Raw genomic sequence first — 19,734 nt, 5'->3', positions numbered from 1 at the left:
GCCTCAGCGGCTCACGTTGACCGTGACCGGCTCGAACCCGCGACCCACGATGGAGTTGGTTGCCTCGTAGCGGACCTGGACCTTGTCCAGGTCGTCGGGGAGTGACTCGTAGAGGACGTACTGGGGCATGGCGTCCTCCCTGGCGAGCACCCGGGCCGTACAGAGGCAGATGCGTTGCTCATCCTCGCCCGCGAAGGCGGTCTGTTGGAGGGTGATGGGCTGGTAGGCCGTCCCGGAGTCCTTGTCGGCGAGTACGGGGTAGCTGGCCCACTCCGTCCCCGCCAGATCGAGCTGGGTGATGTCGTCGTCCGTCATCCGGAAGCTCAGCAGCGTCCCGTCGGGAGTGTCCTTCACCTCGAGCACGTCGAAGGTCATGCCTTCCTTGTTCGTGGTGGACGCGAGCGGCTTCGGCGTGCTGTAGGCGTCGAAAACAGCCTTGGACTGGTCGGTTCCGGGTGCGTCGTCTTGACTGTCGTTCGTGGAGCTGTCGCCGGAGTCCTGGTTACTCGACGGTGGGTCTTGCGAGTCGTCGGTGCAGGCGGCCAGGCCACCGATGGCCAGTAGTGCCGCGGCGGCCGTGGCGGCGAGGCGGGTGGCGCGGGGGGTGGGGGTCACTTGTTGCCTCCGGGGACGGTGATGGTCACGCGGCGGTTCTTGGCCTTGCCCTCATCGGAGTCGTTGGAGGCGATGGGCTCGCTTTCGCCCTTGCCCTCGGTGGTGACGTCGACTCCCTTCGGCAGGAGGGGCTTGATCTCCTTGGCGACGGACTCGGCACGGCGCTCGGACAGCTTCTGGTTGTAGCCATCGGCGCCGTCGGAGTCGGTGTGACCGGTGATCGTGATGGTGCCCTCGGCCTCTGCCTTGCGGATCTGTACGGCGGCGGTCTTAATCTCGCTCTTGGCCTTGCTGGACAGGCTGGCCTTGTCGAACTTGAAGAGGACGTCGGCGGCGATGTCGATCTGGGTCTGGTCCCCTTCGTCGCGGGTCGCGACAGCGGAGTCGAGGATCTTGGAGTTCTCCGAAACGGGGTAGATGAACTTCTCGACGTTCTTGACCTTGTCGACGCGCTCGGGGTCGGCCTTGGGCCAGCCCTTCCCAACGAGGGTCGGCCCGTTCCGGGGCTTCTCCGGCGTCATCTCGCCGTCCTCGATCGGGACGTGGGGGAAGACCTTCCCCGCGACCTTGACTGTCGCCGTATTCAGGTTGTCGGGCAGCTTGGGCAACACGGCGTACATCACGTACGCCTTGCCCGCCTCGGGCTGGTAGGGGAGGACAGCGGAGGAGTCGCTGCAGAGGCAGGTGTCCTTCGGCCCGAAGACCGTGGTGTAGGCTTTCTGCCCCTTCATGTCGACGACGGCCACGTCGGAGGTGTCGGCCGTCGGGTCGAGGTTGTCGCGGGAGGCGGCGACCGTTGCGCCCCCGAAAGACGTCGTGATGTCGACGTTGTCCCCGGTCCTGGCGTCGGGGGCGTAGCCGGTGGACCAGTAGACGACGGTGGCGTCGCCGGCCCGGCGGACTCCGTGCAGGGATACGAGGACGGGCCCGGGACCGAGCTTCGAGCGCCCCACACCCTGACCGAGGATCGGTACCTCGGGCTCCGGCGCTGCCTGAGCCGGACCTCCTCCGAGGACGAGGCCGCCGGTCACGGCGGTGAGCACGGCAAGTCGTGCGATCGTCGTTCCCTGATGTCGCATGGCACGACACGATATACATCCAGACCTCGCAGCGCAGGAACTGACCGCGTGGGTCGGCCGCGTACTCTGTGTCCCCATGTCCACCCCTGCACTGCCCCCCGAGATCCTCCGTGGCGCGGTGGCCCATCTGGCCCCGGTGATCCCGCTGCTCGGCGACCTCGGCACGGCCTTCGCGAAGGGGGGCCACGAGCTGGCCCTCGTGGGTGGGCCGGTCCGTGACGCCTTCCTCGAGCGGACGAGTGGGGACCTGGACCTGACGACCTCCGCCCGCCCCGAGGAGACCGAGGCGATCCTCGCCGAGTGGGGCGATGCGACCTGGGACATGGGCCGGGAGTTCGGCACCATCGGCGCCCGCAAGGGCGACGACATCGTCGAGGTCACCACCTACCGGGCCGATGCCTACGACCGGACCACCCGCAAGCCGGTCGTCGCCTTCGGGGACAACCTCGACGATGACCTGGTGCGGCGGGACTTCACGGTCAACGCGATGGCGCTGCGTCTGCCCGACCTCGAGCTCGTCGACCCCCACGGTGGCCTGCTGGATCTGGCCGCGAAGCGGCTGCGCACCCCCTCGGCCCCCGAGGTCTCCTTCAGCGACGACCCGCTGCGGATGATGCGGGCCGCCCGCTTCGTCGCCCAGCTGGGGCTCACGCCCTCGCCCGAGGTGGTCGAGGCGATGACCGCTGCCGCCGACAGCCTCGAGATCGTCTCGGCCGAGCGGATCCGGGACGAGCTGACCAAGCTCGTGCTCGGCGAGGACCCCGTCGCCGGGCTGCGGCTGCTCGTGGACACCGGTCTGGCCGAGCGGATGCTTCCGGAGCTGCCCGCCCTTCGGCTGGAGATCGACGAGCACCATCGGCACAAGGACGTCTACGAGCACTCGCTGACCGTGCTGCAGCAGGCGATCGACCTGGAGGGCCCGGCCGGGGCCGAGGACCACCCCGTCCCGCGCCCGGACCTGGTTCTCCGGCTCGCGGCCCTCATGCACGACGTCGGCAAGCCGCGCACCCGGCGCTTCGAGGCCGGCGGCGGTGTCTCCTTCCACCACCACGACGTCGTGGGCGCGAAGCTGACCGCCAAGCGCCTCAAGGCCCTGCGCTTCGACAAGGAGACGACCAAGTCCGTCGCCCGCCTCGTCGAGCTGCACCTGCGCTTCCACGGGTACGGCGACGGTCAGTGGACCGACTCCGCGGTGCGCCGTTACGTCACCGACGCCGGCCCGCTGCTGCAGCGGCTGCACCGGCTCACCCGGGCGGACTGCACCACCCGCAACCAGCGCAAGGCCGCCCGGCTGCGGCGCGCCTATGACGACCTCGAGGAGCGGATCGAGGTGCTGGCCGAGCAGGAGGAGATGGACAGGGTCCGTCCGGAGCTCGACGGGCACGAGATCGGCGAGGTCCTGGGGATCGAGCCGGGTCCGCAGCTCGGCCGGGCCTACAAGTACCTGCTGCAGGTGCGTCTCGACGAGGGGCCGATCGGCAAGGAGGCAGCCGCGGAGCGGCTGTGGAGCTGGTGGGGTGGCGAGGCCGAGTAGGGAGGACAACGTGAACGGCCACTCCCACTGCAGAAATGGCAGGGTTGACCGTATGGACTTCAGCGACGTGACCGATCGTCCCCGGCGGGCGGTGCTCGCCGCGGCTGGCGTGGCGCTCACCGGTGTCGTGACGGGCTGCTCCGACGGTTCCGGCTCCGACGCCTCGGGCGGTTCGAGTGAATCAGATGGGTCAAGCGACTCGGGTGACGGCGACGCTGCAAGCCCGAGTGGGGGCTCGGCCGATGGAGAGCTCACCCCCACGGAGACTCCCACCGCCTCCCTCGAACCGTCCGACGTACCGACGCGGTGGCGCACGGTCGAGGGCGAGGGATTCACCATCGGCGTGCCCGGTTCCTTCCGGGAGGACACGGAGAAGGCCTCCAACGGGACGACGATGTACCTCTTCGACGCCCCGGGTGCCTCGGGGAAGGCCTCAGACCCGGCCCGAGTGGCGGTGGTGCGCGACGTCAAGCCAACGGCCGGTGTCATGCCACTTTCCCAGGTGCTGGTGGAGAGCAAGGCGGTTGAGAACGAGAAACCGCCGGTGCGCTCGCAGCTGACCTGGCCGGGTGTGGAGAAACCTGCGGTGCTCGTCCAGTGGATGAGCCCGATTCGTGGAGGCCACGGCGGGACTCAGGAGACGTGGCAACTGATGGTGCAGGTTGACCCCGACCTCATCATCAATGTCCTCGCCGTCGCGCCCGAGGGGACCCTCGAGAAGAAAAAGCTCGCCCAGGTGATGTCGACCTTCAAAGTAGTCTGACCGAGGACGCGTCAGGGGACTCGGCGGAGCGCTCGGCGCCGAGATGGCGGCGCCTCTCAAGGTCGAGTTCGACTACTCCGGGTCCGCCAGCGATGCAGCGGTCGTCTCCCCCAGTATCTTGGAACACCGGCAGGCGGTACCTGAGCGATGGGCCCTACACAAGTGCACCCCGTGAGGTGGGGGAAGCCGTGAGTACGAGCACTCGGAGGTGCAGGTGGACGAGGACGAAAAGCCGGCGGATGAGGAAGGGGGCGTCGTGAGAGTGGCGGTGGCACTCGTGGCGGCCATCGTCGCGGGCTTGATCACGTTGTTCGCCGTCGTGTCCGTGATCCTGGCCATCGAAGACACGTCCACCCTGACGACCCAGTTCATCGTCGGCTACTCCCTCATCGGGGCCGCGATCGGCGCGGCCAGTGGCTGGTTCGCCCCGTCGACTGTGTCGGCCTCGGTCGTGGCTTTCGTGGTGTCGCTGCTCTTGTACTCGGACATCCCCGAGGATTGGTCGCGCGCGATCCCCCAGATGCTCGGCACCCTCGTCGCCGCAGGCGTGATGGTCTTCGTCATCCGGTGGCTGCGCGCTAGACCGGCACGCGACGAGACTCAGCGGCTGCGTTAATTCTGCAGGTCGACCGGTGACGTTGCCGTCCTGGAGGGCGTCACCGGTGGTCACCGATTGCGCGGCGCTCACGTGCCTCGTGGGACGAAGGCAACCAGGTCCGGCTCATGTCGCGCCTCCCCGGTGGGTCCGTGGGCCCACCGGCTTGGGTCCGGGGAGGGCCCGTGGTCCCTTCGGTTTTCGGGGCCTCCTTTCGTAGTCTGTGCGGACGAGACATCGCCGACCGTCGGCGGGCGATTCGGAGGGGACACATGCAGGGGCGAGGGCACACCACCGAGCGCGGTGCGTCGGGCCTCGAGTACGTCGCCATCATCGTCATCGCCGCCCTCGTGGCGGGTGCCGTCTTCGTGGCGCTCTCTCCCAGGGGGGCCGACGTTCGGGCCGCCACGTGCCGGGCCGTCGGCACGATCCTGGACACCGATCTCGGTTGTGCAGGGGGCGGCGAGGGGGACCGCACCGCCCCGCCGAAGGACTCGGACTTCCAACCAGGAGCCTGCACCGTGAGTCAGTCGGGCGAAGGCTACAACTCGACCGTCTCGATCGGATTCATCGACATCGGGGAGGACGCGGGCTTGGTGCGCAAGGAGATGAGCGACGGCAGCGTGACCCTCACGGCCACCGACGGGGCGGGGCTGGGTGCTTCCGGAGGTGCCGGGGCCGAGCTCCGGACGGGTGGAGGCGTCGAGCTCGGGGGGTCCGTCGACTTCGGCGGTGGTGTCACCCTTGGCTCCGGCGACACCTGGACGTTCGATGACGGTGACCCGGCCGAGAATCGCAAGGCCGCCGAGAACTTCGAGGACCTGCTGCGCGATCACCGGATGCGCGACCGCGCCTACCGCATGCCTGGCCACGGCGGACTGGTGGCAGACGTCATCGATCCCCTTGACCCGCTGCCGCCTCCGGACTCGACCTCCGTCGACGTCGGAGTCGCCGGCGAAGGGCAGGGCCAGCTCGGGGTCGACCTGACAGGTAATGACGACGGGACCGGGTCCAACCTGCAGGCGAACGCCGTCGCGGGCTCGGTGGCTGCGGACGCCCACTGGGTCAGGACGACGAACACGAACGGGACCGAGACCGGTGAGGACGACACGAAGACCTACACGGTGGACATGTCGATCACTCCGAGTGTCTCCTCGGACATCTGGTCCGGGGACATGGGCCTGGGTGACACGGAGGGGATGAGTATGGCCATCACCGAGGACGCCCAGGGCCGCATCATCGAGGTCGCCATCGTCACGACGAGCAAGGGGGCGATCAACGGCGGGACCAGCCTCGATGCGGGGGCCAAGGACGGCACCGATGACGACGCGAACTCCGGGTCCGGCTCGGTCTTCGCATCGTCACAGGACACCACGGCCACGGTGACGGAGACCAAGCTCACCCTCGACCCGGACGCTCCCGGTTACGACGAGGATGTGGACGTCGTCCAGAACTGGATGGGCGGTGACGGCAGCGGCTACGAGTGGCCAGGGACTGTCCCGATGGGGGCGGTCAACCCTGCCCACAGGGGCTCGGACCCGTTCAGTCAGCTGATGTACGAGCGCGCCACCGTCTCGGCGATCACCCGGGAAGGGGTGACTGACACCGCGGGGCTGGCTGCCGAGGTAAAGGTGGGCCTCAAGCTGGGGTTCGACTTCTCGGGGTCCTCCAGCAGCTCGGATGCCGTCTACGCCGCGTATCTTGGGGCACCCTCCGGGGGGAGCCGCGAGATGGTCCCCGACACCGACTGCCTACCGTGAGTGAGGAAGATGTGACTATGCGAGCCCCCCGAGTCCGGGCCGCCGCCGCGCTCGCCGCTTTCCTCGTCAGTGCCGGCGCGGTGTCGGCGTGCTCGGATGCCCCGAGCGACGGGTGGAAGCGGCTTGAGGGAGACCGGCTGACGCTGGAGGTGCCCCAAGGCTTCACGGAGGGTGAGGGCGCCAGCGAGAAGTGGAACCTGGCAGTCAGAGATGACGGGGTCAGCGTGCAGGTCGCCGACCCGTACGACAACTCCCGCATCCTCTCATCCGCGCTGGGCAACATGCAGTTCGCGGCGAACAGGCAGATGGAGGGCTTCACCCCGGGCAAGGTCCAGGACATCGAGGTCGAGGGCGCCGATACGGCTCTGTTCCAGGAGTTCAGCTACAAGGACGAAGGGAAGCCGGCCACGGGGGCGTGGATCGCCGTGGGCCAAAGTCAGCCCCCGACCACCGTCATCGTGACCGTCTCCGGGACGGAGGCGGATGATGACCTGATCACCCACGTGAAGGACTCGCTGGAGTACGAGCACTCGGACGTGGTGCTCGACACGGACGGCAAGCCGGTGGACGAGTCGTGAGGTGCCGCTGGTCCTGGATGACTCGCGCAGGAGTCAGTCGGTGACCTTGACCGTGATGGGGGCGAAGCCCGAGTACCGGACCTTCACCTCGTCCACGTCATCGGGCAGCTGTTCGTAGAGGACGTGCTGGACCTTCGGCGCCTGTGAGATGTGCAGCTGTCCGCTGCAGATGCAGGTTTTTTCGATGTCGCTGCGGAACAGGCGGTTGACGGTCAGGGGTTGCAGCGCGGTCTGGCTGCCCTTGGTTGCGAGTGTCGGGTACTGGGACCAGTCCCAGCCCGCCAGTTCCACGGAGGCGCTCTCCGGGCTCGTGACCTGGAAGGTCAGGTCGGTGAGGCCGTCGGTGTCCTTCACGGCGAAGACGTCGAATGTGACGCCGTCCTTGTTCGTGGCGGAGCCGACGGGCTTGGGCGGGGTGTAGGCGTCGAAGACGGCTTTTGACTGGTCGGTGCCGGGGGCGTCTTTGCCGGAGGCCTCGTCCTTGTCGCTGCTCTTGTCGTTGTCGTCCTGGGAGCTCTGGCTGCTCGCCGGTGGGTCCTGGGAGTCGTCGCTGCAGGCGGTCAGGGCGCTGATGGTCAGCAGGGCGGCGGCAGCGGTGGCGGTCAGGCGGGTGGCGCGGGTGATGGTGTGGGTCACTGCTCGCCTCCGGGGACGGTGATGGTCACGCGGCGGTTCTTGGCCTTGCCTGAATCGGTCTCGTTGGAGGCGATGGGCTCGCTCTCGCCCTTGCCCTCGGTGGTGACCGTGACTCCCTTCGGCAGGAGGGGCTTGATCTCCTTGGCGACGGACTCGGCGCGGCGCTCGGACAGGTCCTGGTTGTAGTCCTTGGCCCCGTCGGAGTCGGTGTGGCCGGTGACGGTGACCTTTCCCTGGGGTTTGGCCTTGCGGATCTGGTCGGCTGCGGTCTTGATCTCCTTCTTCGCCTTGCCGGTGAGGGTGGCCTTGTCGACGTTGAAGAGGACGTCGGCGGCGATGTCGATCTGGGTCTGGGCACCCTCCTCGCGGGTGGCGACGGCGGAGTCGAGGATCTGCGAGTTCTTGGAGACCGGGTAGATGAACTTCTCGAGGTTCTTGACCTTGTCGATGCCTGCCGGGTTGACCTTGGGCCAGCCCTTCCCGACGAGGATCGGTTCGTCCTTGGGCTTGGCGGGGGTCATGAGCCCGTCCTCGACGGGCACGTCGGTGAAGACCTTGCCGGCGACCTTGACCGTCGCCTCGTCAATGCCCTCGGGCAGCTCTGGGAGCACCGCGTGCATCACGTAGGCCTTGCCCGGCTTGGGGTCAGCGGGGAGCGCGTACGACGAGTCACTGCACTTGCACGTGTCGTCCGGGCCGATGATCGGGGTGTAGGCCTTCATCGCCCGAGAGTCGATGACCGCCACGTCGCCCAGCTGGTGGACTTCGCTGTGCCACGCCAAGCCCGCGTTGTACCCCCAGGTCCCCACCAAGGAGGCATTTTCGCTGTCGGTGGTGTCGGGAGTCCACCCCAACGACCAGTAGACGACGGTCGCCCCTTCGGCACGCCGGACGCCGTGCAGCGTGACCAGCCCCTTGCTGACGTCGGTCTTCGTCGCGGTGTCCGAGCTGCTGAGTCCCTGCCCGAGGATCGGCACCTTCGGCTCCTGCGCCGCCCGAGCCGGCCCACCACCCAGCACCAAGCCGGATGTCACCATCCCCAGCACGGCCAATCGGGCACACATCGATCCCTGATGTCGCATGGGAAGACAGGGTATGCGGCCGCCCCGTCACGTGCAGCGTCGGTGGATCCGGGCCCGCGAGCTCATGCGCGCCCCCGCCCGTTCACCTACCATCCCAATGCGAGGGCCTTCAGCTGATGCACCGGGCACACGCTGGTAGGAGGGACCGGCGGACGGAGGGAGAGGATCGTGAGGGCCGGGCGGTATGTCGGAACGGTGTTGCTCCTGGGCAGCTGCTGCGCGCTGATCGCCGGTGTCCTGGCCCTCGCGGCGGGGGCGTGGATGCTGGTCGAGGCCCGCTCCGCTCCTGAGCTGACCGTGGCCGGTGGTCAGGTCGTGACCATCCCGCAGGGAGGCCTTCTGCGTGACTCCGTCCCGGTGTACGCCGACGTCGACGTCGCCGGCCTCGACACCGACCCGGGGTGCCGGCTCACCGGACAGGCCGCTGGCGACACCCTGCGGATCGACGACCTGTTCTTCGCCACCGGCGAGGAGGTCACCGTCGAGGGGATGACCTGGTACCCGCTCGTCGAGGTCTCCCTTGCCGACGACGGGCCCGGCATGGAGTGCCCGGGCCTGCCCGACTCGGCGACGGTGGCCGTGGGCGAGCCGCGGACCTTCGGCAGTTCGATCGGCTTCGTGACGCCGTCCGTCCTGGTCGCAGGTCCGCTCTTCATCCTCTTGGGCCTCGGCGGCGCCGTCGTCGGTGTGCTGTTGCTCCGGGACGCCCCACGCACTGCGTCGGCGAGGTGGCAGGCTTGATCGCCACGGACGCGTCCGGAGACCCAGGTGCCCGCCGGGGCCCATCGAGGTGCCGACATGGTGGTACACCGTGTCGGCACGGAGGAATGATGAGATGAGTGCGATGCCGCAGACGAACCACGAGCCCGGCCCCACCGTGCGGTCCGGGCTCGCCACCGACGTGGGTCGGGTGCGCCCGCACAACGAGGACGCCGCGCTCGCCGAGGGCGAGGTCTTCCTCGTCGCCGACGGCATGGGCGGCCACGCCGCCGGTGAGGTCGCGAGCGGGATCGTCATCGAGGCCATGCGCGAGCTCGTCGGGTCCGCCCCCAGCCGCGAAAAGGTGATCTCCCAGCTGCTCGAGGCCAACTGCCGCGTCCTGGAGTCCGCGGCCCAGCACGAAGAGCGCTGGGGCATGGGGACGACTGCGACCGGACTGGTGCGCGTCCGCGACGGCGAGCGCGAGGACTGGGTGGTGGTCAACGTGGGGGACTCCCGGACCTACCACCTCCAGGGCGGTGAGCTGACCCAGGTGACCGTCGACCACTCCGAGGTCCAGGAGCTCACCGAGGCGGGGGTGATCACCGCCGAGGAGGCGAGGGTGCACCCGGCCCGCAACATCGTCACCCGGTCCCTGGGGACCCAGCACGCCCACCTCGCCGACTCCTGGGTCCTCCCGTTGCTCCCGGGTGAACGTTTCCTGCTGTGCAGCGACGGGCTCACCGGTGAGGTCGAGGACGGCGACATCCGTGACATCCTGCAGGAGCACCCCGACCCGCAGGCGGCGGCGGACGCCCTTGTCCGCGCGGCCGTCGAGGCCGGGGGGCGTGACAACGTGACGGTCGTGGTCGTGGACCTCGACGAGGGGGCCGGTCCGGCGCCCGAGGGCCGGACCCGGGAGGAGTGAGCATGGAGACGAGGATCGAGGCCGGAGTCGGCTGGATCGAGGTCACCCGGGGTGGGCTGTCCGTCCTGGCGAAGGGGGATGACGCCCTTCGTGACCGGCTCATCTCCGCCCTGGAGGCCGCGCCCGAGGACGACCCGGTGGACGTGGTCACCGACGAGCTGACGACCGGTGGTGTCCGCCGCGCGCCGGACTTCGCGATCGCCGACGAAGGGAGCCGCCGGCTCCTCGTCCGCGGCAGCGCCCTCGCCCGCGTGGCGGGGCAGGCCGAGCGTGAGGTCGCTGCCCCCGCTCGCGGCCCGTGGAGCGAGGAGGACATCGACGACGGGGTCGCGTCGGTCACCCTGGTGGGCGGTGAACCCGAGGTCCCGGCCGGCCACCCGGAGCACGCCGCGGAGGACGACCAGGCCCCGGAGGAGCAGTCCGAGGCCGCCTACCCGGAGCACCCCCAGTTCCACGACGGCCACCTGATCAGCCCGCTGTTGGTCCCAGGGGCCGAGGAGGAGCCCCAGCCCGAGCAGGGCGCGGAGGAACCGCACCACGACACCGGCGATCTGCCGGCCGGGCCGATGGTGCTGGCCGTCTCCTGCTCCCAGGGTCACCCCAACCCGCCGGACGCCAGCAACTGCCGGGTCTGCCGCGAGGCGGTCCCCGAGCAGCAGGCCCAGATGACGGCCCGGCCGTCCCTCGGGGTCCTCCACCTCTCCACGGGGGAGTCGGTCACGCTCGACCGCGACGTCCGGCTCGGGCGCGCGCCGAAGGCCGGCGAGGACGCCACCTCGGAGCCGCACCTGATCCGGATCTCCAGCCCGGAGAACGAGATCTCCCGCACCCACGCCGAGGTCGTGCTCGACGGGTGGCGGGTGCTCGTGCGCGATCTCGGGTCGACGAACGGCACCTTCGTCACGGCCCCCGGCGGGACGCCGGAGGCGCTGCAGGCCGGTCAGGAGGTCGCGATCGGGCCGGGCGCGACGATCACGCTCGCCGACCGGGTCTCCCTCGTGCTCGAGGTCGCCGGCCAGGAGTGACGCTAGTCGTCCAGGACGAGGAGGACCTCGCCCTCCTGGACGACGTCACCGTCGGTCACCTTGACCTCGGTGACCGTCCCCGCGAACTCCGCGAGGACGGGGATCTCCATCTTCATCGACTCCAGCAGGACCAGCTCGTCGCCGGCGGTCACCGACTGCCCGGTGCTCACGTGCACCGTGAGGACGTTGGCGACCAGCTCCGACTCCACGCTGTGACTCATGCCACGCATCCTATCCGTGGCACGAGTCACGACGTGGCGGGTCTCAGCGCTCCTCGGTGCCGGCGATGAAGGCCTCGAGGCGGCGCCGGCCCTCGGAGTCCTCGCGCTGCTCCGGCGGGGACTTCATCAGGTAGGAGCTGGCCGAGACGAGCGGGCCGCCGATGCCGCGGTCCTTGCCGATCTTGGCCGCGCGCACGGCGTCGATGATGATGCCGGCGCTGTTCGGGGAGTCCCAGACCTCGAGCTTGTACTCCAGGTTCAGCGGGACGTCGCCGAAGGCCCGGCCCTCGAGCCGCACGTAGGCCCACTTGCGGTCATCGAGCCACTGGACGTAGTCCGAGGGGCCGATGTGGACGTTGCGGTCCTCCTTCTTGCCGGCGAGGCTGCCGGAGAGGTTGGAGGTCACCGACTGGGTCTTGGAGACCTTCTTGGACTCGAGGCGCTCGCGCTCGAGCATGTTCTTGAAGTCCATGTTGCCGCCGACGTTGAGCTGGTAGGTGCGGTCCAGCACGACGCCGCGGTCCTCGAAGAGCCGGGCCATGACGCGGTGGGTGATCGTCGCGCCGACCTGGCTCTTGATGTCGTCACCGACGATCGGGACGCCGGCGTCCTGGAACTTCTGGGCCCACTCCGGGTCGGAGGCGATGAAGACCGGCAGCGCGTTGACGAAGGCCACGCCGGCGTCGATGGCGCACTGGGCGTAGAACTTGTCCGCCTCCTCGGAGCCGACCGGCAGGTAGGAGACGAGGACGTCGACCTCGGCGTCCTTGAGGGCCTGCACCACGTCGACGGGCGGCTGCGAGGACTCGTCGATGGTGTCGGCGTAGTACCTGCCGATGCCGTCGAGGGTGTGCCCTCGCTGGACCTCGACCCCCTTCGTGGGGACGTCGCAGATCTTGATCGTGTTGTTCTCGCTGGCGTTGATCGCCTCCGAGAGGTCCTTGCCCACCTTCTTGTCGTCGACGTCGAAGGCGGCGACGAACTGCACGTCGGAGACGTGGTAGTCGCCGAAGGTCACGTGCATCAGACCCGGGACGGTGCCGGCGGGGTCGGCGTCCTTGTAGTACTCGACGCCCTGCACGAGCGAGCTCGCGCAGTTGCCGACGCCGACGATCGCGACGCGGATGCTACTCATGGGTTCTCCTTGCTGCCGGACTGGTCCGGTGGGTTGAAGGCGGGGTGGTTGGGGTCGGTGAGAGTGCCGGGCCGCGCGGACGGACCGCTGCGTTCGGCCGCGATCAGCTCATCGAGCCACCGCACCGCGGCCATGGTCTCGTCCTCACCGTGGGCGTGGAGGGCGGCGGTCCAGGAGTCGATGACCCCCAGGCCGGCCCGGTCCTCACGCATGACGGCCATCCGCTCCACGAGACGCGCGCGGCGCCCCTCGAGGATGCGCAGGCGGACCTCACGCTCGGTGCGGGCGAAGAAGGCCACCCGCACGTCGAAGGCGTCGTCCTCCCAGCTGCCCGGATCGACCCGGTCGACCCGGTCGGCGAAGGCCGCGCGGCCCTCGTCGGTGAGCCGGTAGGTGATCCGCTGCCGCCGGCCGGTGGCCCGGCCCGCGGAGTCCTGGGTGGGGCTGACCAGACCCTGGGACTGCAACCGGGCCAGGCACGGGTAGAGGGTGCCGAAGGAGAGGGCCCGGAAGGCCCCCAACCGGCTGTTGAGCTGGCGACGCAGCTCATACCCGTGCATGGGGCTCTCGTGCAGCAACCCGAGGACGGCGAACTCGAGCATCTCGCGACGACGCACGTGAACTCCCTTCGTGATCCTCGGTTACGCCGAGGACTCTACCGATGTATCGAACCGATATATGGTGCGACCCCCACGAGGTGCATCCACAGAGGTCATACTGGGGGCTGCTTCCCGCCCGATCCACCCGAGGTGCCCATGTCCCCGAGAAAGCGCACGCGGCCGCGCCGCGGTGGCGTGCGTGCGGTGGTGCGCAAGGGCCTGTGGGGGCTGCTGTGGCTGGTGCTCATCGGGGTCGTGGCGGTCGTCATCGCCTACGTCCTCATCGACATCCCGAAGCCCAACGACCGGGCGGTGGCCCAGGCCTCGATCCTCTACTACGCCGACGGCGAGACCGAGATGGACCGCATCGCCACGGTGAACCGGGAGTCGGTCGACCTGGATCAGGTGCCGGTGCCCGTGCAGCGGGCCTTCCTCTCCGCCGAGGACCGCTCCTTCTACGAGAACGAGGGGGTCTCGCCGACGGGCATCCTGCGGGCGGTCAAGGTCGCCGTGAGCGGCGGACCGCAGCAGGGCGGCTCGACGATCACCCAGCAGTACGTGAAGAACTACTTCCTCAGCCAGGACCAGACGCTGGTCCGCAAGGCCAAGGAGGTGCTCATCTCGGTCAAGATCGACCAGCAGCTGAGCAAGGACGAGATCCTGGCCAACTACCTGAACACGATCTACTTCGGGCGTGGTGCCGACGGCGTCCAGACCGCCTCGCAGGCCTACTTCGGCAAGGACGTCGACCAGCTGACCGTCTCCGAGGGTGCCTTCCTCGCCAGCGTCGTCAACGGCCCCTCCCTCTACGACCCGTCCCTCGGCGACGCGCAGCGCAAGCGGGCGGAGGACCGGTGGAACTACGTGCTCGACGGCATGGTCGAGCAGGGGTGGATGACCGCCGCGGAGCGGGACCGGCAGACCTTCCCGAAGGTCGACGAGCCGCGCCGGCAGCACTCCAGCTCCGATGACATCGGCTTCGTCACCGAGGAGGTCCGGGAGGAGCTGCGCACCAAGGTCGGCCTGTCCGAGGCCGACATCGCCCGTGGCGGCTTCAAGATCGTCACGACCATCGACCAGGACGCCCAGCAGGCCGCGGCCAAGGCCGTCGACGATGCCCGCCCCGAGGGCTCCGCCGCCAAGGACGTGCACATCGGCCTGGCCGCGGTCGAGCCCGGTGACGGGGCGGTGCGGGCGATGTACGGCGGCGCGGCGTACGGGCAGGGCCGCTCGGGCTACTTCAACGCCGCCGTCGACGGCAAGATGCAGGCCGGCTCGACGATGAAGCCCTTCACGATCATCGCCGCGCTGCGGGACGGGATGCCGCTCTCGACGACCTTCAGCGGTGACAGCCCCTACTACGACAGCGCCTTCGTCTATGACGGCCCCGGCGCCACGCAGATCCAGCGCGAGGGTGGCATCGTCAACTACGGCAACCAGGATTACGGGCCCGTGGACATGCGGGAGGCGACGAAGCGCTCGATCAACACCTACTTCGCCCGACTCAACCTCGCCGTGGGCCCGAAGCAGAGCGCCGAGGTCGCCAAGGTCTCCGGGGTCAAGGCGTGGAACGGCGACAAGCGGATCCCGCTCTCGAGCGACCCGACGAACGTCTTCGGCACCGACGCGGTCCGGGTCATCGACATGGCCGGGGCCTACGCGACGATCGCGGCCCAGGGACGTCACGCCGAGCCGTACTACATCAGCTCGGTGGAGGGGGACTTCGACTACGAGGTCGAGCCGGACGTCGAGCGGGTCTACCCCCAGGACGTGGCCCGGGACACCATCCAGGCGATGAGCCGGGTGGACTCCCCGGGCGGGACCGGCTACCCGACCGTGGCGGAGCTGGACCGTCCCGTCGGCGGCAAGACCGGCACCACCTCGGGCAACTACGCCGCCTGGTTCGACGGCTTCACCCCCGGCCAGCTCTCCGCGGCCGTCGGGATGTACAAGGGCGACGGGCGCCTCGTGGAGGCCAACCAGCTGGAGGACCTCGGCGGTTATGCCGAGGTGACCGGAGGGACCATCCCGGCCGACATCTGGACCGACTTCATGATCGGCGCGCTCGAGGGCGAGCCCGTCAAGGAGCTGCCGCCGGCCGGGCACGTCACCTCCAGCTCGCGCAGCTCCACGCCACCGGACGCCCCGACGCCGCTGCCGACGAGCACGACCCCCGAGCCGACGACGACTGGTGAGCCGACCACGCGCACGAGCACCCGGACGAGCACGACGAAGTCCTCGACCTCCAGCTCCTCGAGGACCACGAGGACCACGACCAGCACGAGCAGCAGCTCCTCCTCGAGCAGCACGAAGCAGCCGACGAGCACCTCGAGCACCTCGACGAGCCCGACCACGACGCCGCCCCCCACGTCGAGCAGCACCAGCCCGCCCGCGCCCACGCAGACGCGTCCCACGACACCGACGACGACACTGACGACGCCGCCACCGGCGTCGGACGAGGCCAGGACGAACCGGTCGGAGGAGCGGTAGTGCCCAAGGAGTCGGTGCCCCCGGACCTGCTGCCGCCGGACGCCGATGCCCTCATCGGCGGTCCGCTCGGTCGTCACGCCTCGCCCCGGGAGCGGTCGGTGGGCCGGCTGCTCCCCTTCGTCGTGGCGATGACGGTGGTGCCCATGGGGATCGCCGTGCTGCGGCAGGGCCACTGCATCGCCCACGGTTGGAACGGCGACGAGCAGTTCTGGCGGATGTGCTTCTCCGACCTGCCCGCCCAGTACCAGCTGGCCGGCCTCACCGGTGGCCTCACGGGATGGCTCGACGGGGCGGCCCTCACCGAGCAGATGCCGCTGCTCTCCGGACTCATGGCCCTCCTCGGTGGGATGGTCCCCGACGGGGGCTGGCTGGCGCAGACCCGGGTGTACTTCCTGCTGTGGGCGATCGTGCTCGCGGTCTGCGCGGCGCTGATCGTCCGGTGCGTCGGGCTGCTGCGGCCCCGCCGGCTGGACCTGGCCACGCAGCTGGCGCTCAGCCCGGTCCATGTCGTCGCGACGCTGCTCTCCCCGGACCTGCTCGTGGTCACCCTCGTCATCGCGGCGATGCTCGCCCGCGGACGGCACCGGAGCGCCACCGCCGGGGTGGTGCTCGGGCTGGCGCTGCTGGGCCATGCCTGGGTGCTCGTCGTCGGCCTGGCGCTGCTCGTCTCCGCCAGGCGCGGGGGCGACCTCGGCGGGGCCGTGCGCACCGCCGTCGTGGCCGCCGCCACCGCCGCGGCCGGGCTCCTGCTCGTGGCCGTCGTGCAGCCGCACGCGATCAGCGGTCCGCTCCTGACCTGGTGGGACTCGAAGCCGGGGTACGGCTCGCTGCTCTTCATCCCCGAGCTCGTCGGGCACCCGCTGCCGGACCGCATCGCGCCGATCTTCTCCCTCATCGGGTGGAGCTGGGCCATCTGGGCGGTCATCATCATGGCGGCGCGGGCCTGGCGTCCGGCGACGTGGGCGCAGGTGGCGGCCTTCGCGGTGCCGCTCGTCGCGCTGACGAGCCCCTCGGTGCCCGTCCAGGCGGCGCTGTGGGTGTTGCCGCTCGCGATCCTCGCGGGGGTCTCGTGGCGCACCCACCTGGGTTTCGTGGTGATCGAGGCCGGCCACGCAGCCGCGCTGTGGCTCTACATCGGTTTCGACTCCGACCCGGACAAGGGTCTGCCCCCTTCCTGGTACGCCGTCGCCATCATCGGGAGGACCATCGCCTGGGGGCTGCTCATGTGGAGCATCTGGTACACCCCGGTCGACAACCCCCCGCCCAACCGTCCACAACCCGCGCTCCCGATCAAGGACCGTCCACAGGCCAGGGCCACGACCTGACGGGGGGCCTGCCGCCGCGGCACGCTTTGGCGGGAAGGGAGCGCAGCGGATATCCTGCCCGCGGCCCGGTGTCCACGCATCACCCGATGCGGACCCGCCGGGTTCATGCACAACCCTCCTGTCACGGAGAGACCGTGACCGCACAGACCGAAGGAGGCGGGTTATCAGCATGCGTAATTACGAGCTCATGGTCATCTTCGACGCCGACAACGACGAGCGTGGCGTCCAGCAGCTCTTCGAGAAGTTCCTCGCCGTCGTCACCAAGGACGGCGGAACCGTGGACAAGGTCGACCACTGGGGCCGGCGTCGCCTGGCCTACCCGATCAACAAGAAGGACGAGGGCCTCTACGCGGTCGCCGACCTGACCTGCGAGCCGGCCACGAGCAAGGAGCTGGACCGTCAGCTCGGCCTGTCCGAGCAGATCGTGCGGACCAAGCTCATGCGCGTGGACGCCTGAGACGTCCCTTCCCCGGGTCGCCGGTGACCGCCGGCGACCTCACCTGAGACGATCCACGATCGAGAAGGATTCCCATGGCAGGCGATACCCCCATCACCGTCGTCGGCAACCTCACTGCCGACCCCGAGCTGCGGTTCACCCCGTCCGGCGCGGCCGTCGCGAACTTCACGGTGGCCTCGACCCCGCGGTACTTCGACCGGCAGAACAACGAGTGGAAGGACGCGGAGACGCTCTTCATGCGCTGCTCCGTGTGGCGTGAGGCCGCGGAGAACGCGGCCGAGTCGCTCGTGCGTGGGACGCGCGTCGTCGTGACCGGCCGCCTCGTCTCCCGGTCCTGGGAGGACAAGGAGACCGGTCAGAAGCGCACCGTCATGGAGATGCAGGCCGACGAGGTCGCACCGTCCCTGCGCTACGCCACCGCGAAGGTCACCAAGACCCAGCGCGGCGGTGGTGGAGGCCAGGGCGGCGGCTGGGGCGGCCAGCCCCAGGGCGGCGGCTTCGGCGGCCAGCAGAGCGACCCGTGGGCGACCGGCGGTCCCCAGGGCGGCCAGGGCGGCGGCTTCGGCGGCCAGCAGGCACCCCAGGGCGGTGGCCAGCCCGGCGGTGGCTGGGGCAACGCCCCCAGCTACGACGAGCCCCCCTTCTGATCGATCGCTCCGCCCGGTCAGCCGGGCACCAGTCAAGACACCCATCCCGAGGCACTGACCTCGGGCTCTCGCAAGACACGAAGGAGAGCACCACGATGGCCAAGCCCGTTGTGCGCAAGCCCAAGAAGAAGGCCAACCCGCTGAAGGCGGCGAAGGTCGAGACGATCGACTACAAGGACGCGGCCCTGCTGCGGAAGTTCATCTCGGACCGCGGCAAGATCCGCGCCCGTCGCGTCACCGGCGTCTCCGTGCAGGAGCAGCGCCGGATCGCCAATGCCGTCAAGAACGCCCGGGAGATGGCCCTGCTGCCCTACTCCTCCTCCAACCGCTGATCCGCGGACGAGCAGAGACAGGAGCACGTGAAATGAAGGTCATCCTCACCCACGAGGTCAGCGGTCTCGGCACCGCCGGCGACGTCGTCGACGTCAAGCGGGGCTACGCCCGCAACTTCCTCTACCGCCGTGGCCTGGCCACGCAGTGGACGAAGGGGGCGCAGAAGCAGGTCGACGCGATCGCCGCCGGCCGCGCCGCGCGCGCCGTGAAGTCCCTCGAGGAGGCGCAGTCCCTCAAGGGCAACCTCGAGGCCGAGACGGTCACCGTCAGCGCCCACGCCGGCGAGAGCGGCCGCCTCTTCGGCGCCGTCACCAGCCGTGAGGTCGCCGAGGCGATCAAGACCGGTGGTGGTCCCGAGGTGGACCGCCGTACCATCGAGATCCCGACGCCGATCAAGAACGTCGGCCCGGCCCAGGCGCTCGTGCGCCTGCACCCTGAGGTGCAGGCCACCGTGGCCCTCGAGGTCGTCGCCGGCTGATCCGGCCGGCCCCGTCCACCGGGGCCGATCGAAGGGGGCAGGCCCACCGGCTCGTCGGCGGGCCTGCCCCCTTCGTCATGTTTTTTCGGGCCAGGGGTTGCGTGAGGCACCAGGTTTGCTATCGTAAATCCTGCATTTGCAGTAGCACAGACATTCCAGGAGGGACACCGTGTCGATTCGCATCAGCGCCATCGCGCTCTCGGCAGCCGCGGCCGTGGCACTCACCGGCTGCTCGCTCGGTGGCACGGACCAGGCCTCGGGCAGTGACTCGGCCCAGTCCGCCCAGAACGCCGCGACGGGAGGCGACGGGGAGGCCGCTGAGGCCAGCGGTGCCAAGGACGCCGGCATCGACCCGGAGGACCCGCCGAAGGCCATCGCCAGCACGACCCTGCACGTCGAGAACGACGACGTGGACTCCACGAAGGTCGAGCTCGTCGAGCTGAGCCGGGACGAGAACGTCATGGTCGCCACCTTCCGGCTGACGGGGCAGGGGCGCGGCACCGAGGAGACCTCGGCCTTCGAGCTGCTGGGGGAGCACACCTTCGCGCCGACCTTCGTGGACTTCACGAACATGGAGAAGTACACCAACGTCACGGACCTCACCAGCAATGACATCTCCGTCGAGGCCCCGCTCGGGAAGCCGGTCTACGTCTTCACGGCCTTCCCGCTGCCCCGCCAGGGTGTGGACACGATGGACCTCCAGCTGATCTCGGAACGGCCGGAGATCGTGGACGTCCCGATGCCGGAGTGATGAC

At 69.5% G+C, this 19,734-nt stretch carries 22 protein-coding genes; 15 read left to right on the top strand and 7 right to left on the bottom strand.

Annotated elements, in window-relative coordinates:
* Positions 1–3: 3 nt before the first annotated feature.
* Positions 4–615, bottom strand: a complete 612-nt coding sequence (locus tag JCO01S_RS00265) for a hypothetical protein (RefSeq protein ID WP_068249278.1) — start codon at positions 613–615, stop codon at positions 4–6.
* Positions 612–1,694 (bottom strand): OmpA family protein, encoded by a 1,083-nt coding sequence (locus JCO01S_RS00260; protein WP_169796875.1) that lies wholly within the window; start codon positions 1,692–1,694, stop codon positions 612–614. The genes JCO01S_RS00265 and JCO01S_RS00260 overlap by 4 nt, the downstream gene beginning before the upstream one ends.
* A gap of 76 nt (positions 1,695–1,770) precedes the next feature.
* Between JCO01S_RS00260 and JCO01S_RS00255 the strand changes: the two genes are divergently transcribed.
* The 5 genes from JCO01S_RS00255 (at position 1,771) to JCO01S_RS00235 (ending at position 6,924) form a co-directional block, all read left to right on the top strand.
* Positions 1,771–3,228, top strand: coding sequence for a CCA tRNA nucleotidyltransferase (locus JCO01S_RS00255; RefSeq protein ID WP_068249274.1), 1,458 nt, complete (start codon positions 1,771–1,773; stop codon positions 3,226–3,228).
* Positions 3,229–3,280: 52 nt separating this feature from the next.
* On the top strand, positions 3,281–3,991 hold the full coding sequence (locus tag JCO01S_RS00250) for a hypothetical protein (protein WP_157074412.1): 711 nt from the start codon (positions 3,281–3,283) through the stop codon (positions 3,989–3,991).
* A gap of 208 nt (positions 3,992–4,199) precedes the next feature.
* A complete protein-coding gene (locus JCO01S_RS00245; protein ID WP_068249270.1) occupies positions 4,200–4,607 on the top strand; it encodes a hypothetical protein in 408 nt (135 codons plus the stop codon).
* 251 nt (positions 4,608–4,858) lie between these two features.
* On the top strand, positions 4,859–6,346 hold the full coding sequence (locus tag JCO01S_RS15590) for a hypothetical protein (RefSeq protein WP_068249268.1): 1,488 nt from the start codon (positions 4,859–4,861) through the stop codon (positions 6,344–6,346).
* Between the two features lie 17 nt (positions 6,347–6,363).
* Positions 6,364–6,924, top strand: coding sequence for a hypothetical protein (locus tag JCO01S_RS00235; protein ID WP_068249266.1), 561 nt, complete (start codon positions 6,364–6,366; stop codon positions 6,922–6,924).
* 33 nt (positions 6,925–6,957) lie between these two features.
* Here the strand turns inward: JCO01S_RS00235 and JCO01S_RS00230 are convergent, their stop codons facing one another.
* Positions 6,958–7,560: a hypothetical protein gene (locus JCO01S_RS00230; RefSeq protein WP_068249264.1), complete on the bottom strand. Its 603-nt coding sequence runs from the start codon at positions 7,558–7,560 to the stop codon at positions 6,958–6,960.
* Positions 7,557–8,642 carry an OmpA family protein gene (locus tag JCO01S_RS00225; RefSeq protein WP_084342508.1) on the bottom strand — a complete coding sequence of 362 codons (1,086 nt, stop codon included), beginning with the start codon at positions 8,640–8,642 and terminating at the stop codon, positions 7,557–7,559. The genes JCO01S_RS00230 and JCO01S_RS00225 overlap by 4 nt, the downstream gene beginning before the upstream one ends.
* Positions 8,643–8,810: 168 nt before the next feature.
* On the opposite strand from JCO01S_RS00225, the gene JCO01S_RS00220 reads away from it, so the two are divergent.
* The 3 genes from JCO01S_RS00220 to JCO01S_RS00210 all read left to right on the top strand — a co-directional run bounded on the left by JCO01S_RS00220 (position 8,811) and on the right by JCO01S_RS00210 (position 11,294).
* A complete protein-coding gene (locus JCO01S_RS00220; protein ID WP_157074411.1) occupies positions 8,811–9,383 on the top strand; it encodes a hypothetical protein in 573 nt (190 codons plus the stop codon).
* 94 nt (positions 9,384–9,477) lie between these two features.
* Positions 9,478–10,269 (top strand): PP2C family protein-serine/threonine phosphatase, encoded by a 792-nt coding sequence (locus tag JCO01S_RS00215; RefSeq protein WP_245634286.1) that lies wholly within the window; start codon positions 9,478–9,480, stop codon positions 10,267–10,269.
* Between the two features lie 2 nt (positions 10,270–10,271).
* The gene (locus tag JCO01S_RS00210) at positions 10,272–11,294 is read left to right on the top strand and encodes an FHA domain-containing protein (protein WP_068249258.1); all 1,023 of its coding nucleotides are present in this window, start codon (positions 10,272–10,274) and stop codon (positions 11,292–11,294) included.
* Positions 11,295–11,296: 2 nt separating this feature from the next.
* On the opposite strand, the gene JCO01S_RS00205 is transcribed toward JCO01S_RS00210, so the two are convergent.
* The 3 genes from JCO01S_RS00205 to JCO01S_RS00195 are packed head-to-tail and all read right to left on the bottom strand — an operon-like array spanning position 11,297 to position 13,267.
* Positions 11,297–11,515, bottom strand: coding sequence for a biotin/lipoyl-binding carrier protein (locus tag JCO01S_RS00205; protein ID WP_068249256.1), 219 nt, complete (start codon positions 11,513–11,515; stop codon positions 11,297–11,299).
* 43 nt (positions 11,516–11,558) lie between these two features.
* The gene (locus JCO01S_RS00200) at positions 11,559–12,650 is read right to left on the bottom strand and encodes an inositol-3-phosphate synthase (protein WP_068249254.1); all 1,092 of its coding nucleotides are present in this window, start codon (positions 12,648–12,650) and stop codon (positions 11,559–11,561) included.
* Complete coding sequence (locus tag JCO01S_RS00195) at positions 12,647–13,267, bottom strand: PadR family transcriptional regulator (RefSeq protein WP_245634285.1); 621 nt, start codon at positions 13,265–13,267, stop codon at positions 12,647–12,649. Before JCO01S_RS00195 ends, JCO01S_RS00200 begins: the two co-directional genes overlap by 4 nt.
* A 138-nt stretch (positions 13,268–13,405) precedes the next feature.
* Between JCO01S_RS00195 and JCO01S_RS00190 the strand changes: the two genes are divergently transcribed.
* The 7 genes from JCO01S_RS00190 (at position 13,406) to JCO01S_RS00160 (ending at position 19,730) form a co-directional block, all read left to right on the top strand.
* Positions 13,406–15,739, top strand: coding sequence for a transglycosylase domain-containing protein (locus tag JCO01S_RS00190; protein WP_084342507.1), 2,334 nt, complete (start codon positions 13,406–13,408; stop codon positions 15,737–15,739).
* Positions 15,739–17,064 (top strand): glycosyltransferase family protein, encoded by a 1,326-nt coding sequence (locus JCO01S_RS00185; RefSeq protein WP_068249248.1) that lies wholly within the window; start codon positions 15,739–15,741, stop codon positions 17,062–17,064. The genes JCO01S_RS00190 and JCO01S_RS00185 overlap by 1 nt, the downstream gene beginning before the upstream one ends.
* A gap of 169 nt (positions 17,065–17,233) precedes the next feature.
* Complete coding sequence (gene rpsF, locus JCO01S_RS00180) at positions 17,234–17,521, top strand: 30S ribosomal protein S6 (RefSeq protein ID WP_068249246.1); 288 nt, start codon at positions 17,234–17,236, stop codon at positions 17,519–17,521.
* Positions 17,522–17,595: 74 nt separating this feature from the next.
* Positions 17,596–18,168, top strand: a complete 573-nt coding sequence (locus JCO01S_RS00175) for a single-stranded DNA-binding protein (protein ID WP_068249244.1) — start codon at positions 17,596–17,598, stop codon at positions 18,166–18,168.
* A gap of 95 nt (positions 18,169–18,263) precedes the next feature.
* Positions 18,264–18,500, top strand: a complete 237-nt coding sequence (gene rpsR, locus JCO01S_RS00170) for a 30S ribosomal protein S18 (RefSeq protein ID WP_068249242.1) — start codon at positions 18,264–18,266, stop codon at positions 18,498–18,500.
* Positions 18,501–18,532: 32 nt separating this feature from the next.
* A complete protein-coding gene (gene rplI / locus JCO01S_RS00165; RefSeq protein ID WP_068249241.1) occupies positions 18,533–18,979 on the top strand; it encodes a 50S ribosomal protein L9 in 447 nt (148 codons plus the stop codon).
* Between the two features lie 169 nt (positions 18,980–19,148).
* The gene (locus JCO01S_RS00160; RefSeq protein ID WP_068249239.1) at positions 19,149–19,730 is read left to right on the top strand and encodes a hypothetical protein; all 582 of its coding nucleotides are present in this window, start codon (positions 19,149–19,151) and stop codon (positions 19,728–19,730) included.
* Positions 19,731–19,734 lie beyond the last annotated feature (4 nt).

It is taken from the genome of Janibacter corallicola NBRC 107790, assembly GCF_001570965.1.
Taxonomy (GTDB): Bacteria; Actinomycetota; Actinomycetes; order Actinomycetales; family Dermatophilaceae; genus Janibacter; species Janibacter corallicola.
This window is presented reverse-complemented; position numbering and strand designations above follow the sequence as displayed.

What these genes read in the sequence shown, in the direction of transcription:
- JCO01S_RS00260 (WP_169796875.1), bottom strand. Translation starts at nt 1,694, where the DNA reads ATGCGACATCAGGGAACGACGATCGCACGACTTGCCGTGCTCACCGCC.
- JCO01S_RS00255 (WP_068249274.1), top strand. Translation starts at nt 1,771, where the DNA reads ATGTCCACCCCTGCACTGCCCCCCGAGATCCTCCGTGGCGCGGTGGCC.
- JCO01S_RS00250 (WP_157074412.1), top strand. Translation starts at nt 3,281, where the DNA reads ATGGACTTCAGCGACGTGACCGATCGTCCCCGGCGGGCGGTGCTCGCC.
- JCO01S_RS15590 (WP_068249268.1), top strand. Translation starts at nt 4,859, where the DNA reads ATGCAGGGGCGAGGGCACACCACCGAGCGCGGTGCGTCGGGCCTCGAG.
- JCO01S_RS00235 (WP_068249266.1), top strand. Translation starts at nt 6,364, where the DNA reads ATGCGAGCCCCCCGAGTCCGGGCCGCCGCCGCGCTCGCCGCTTTCCTC.
- JCO01S_RS00225 (WP_084342508.1), bottom strand. Translation starts at nt 8,642, where the DNA reads ATGCGACATCAGGGATCGATGTGTGCCCGATTGGCCGTGCTGGGGATG.
- JCO01S_RS00215 (WP_245634286.1), top strand. Translation starts at nt 9,478, where the DNA reads ATGAGTGCGATGCCGCAGACGAACCACGAGCCCGGCCCCACCGTGCGG.
- JCO01S_RS00210 (WP_068249258.1), top strand. Translation starts at nt 10,272, where the DNA reads ATGGAGACGAGGATCGAGGCCGGAGTCGGCTGGATCGAGGTCACCCGG.
- JCO01S_RS00205 (WP_068249256.1), bottom strand. Translation starts at nt 11,515, where the DNA reads ATGAGTCACAGCGTGGAGTCGGAGCTGGTCGCCAACGTCCTCACGGTG.
- JCO01S_RS00200 (WP_068249254.1), bottom strand. Translation starts at nt 12,650, where the DNA reads ATGAGTAGCATCCGCGTCGCGATCGTCGGCGTCGGCAACTGCGCGAGC.
- JCO01S_RS00190 (WP_084342507.1), top strand. Translation starts at nt 13,406, where the DNA reads ATGTCCCCGAGAAAGCGCACGCGGCCGCGCCGCGGTGGCGTGCGTGCG.
- rpsF (WP_068249246.1), top strand. Translation starts at nt 17,234, where the DNA reads ATGCGTAATTACGAGCTCATGGTCATCTTCGACGCCGACAACGACGAG.
- JCO01S_RS00175 (WP_068249244.1), top strand. Translation starts at nt 17,596, where the DNA reads ATGGCAGGCGATACCCCCATCACCGTCGTCGGCAACCTCACTGCCGAC.
- rpsR (WP_068249242.1), top strand. Translation starts at nt 18,264, where the DNA reads ATGGCCAAGCCCGTTGTGCGCAAGCCCAAGAAGAAGGCCAACCCGCTG.
- rplI (WP_068249241.1), top strand. Translation starts at nt 18,533, where the DNA reads ATGAAGGTCATCCTCACCCACGAGGTCAGCGGTCTCGGCACCGCCGGC.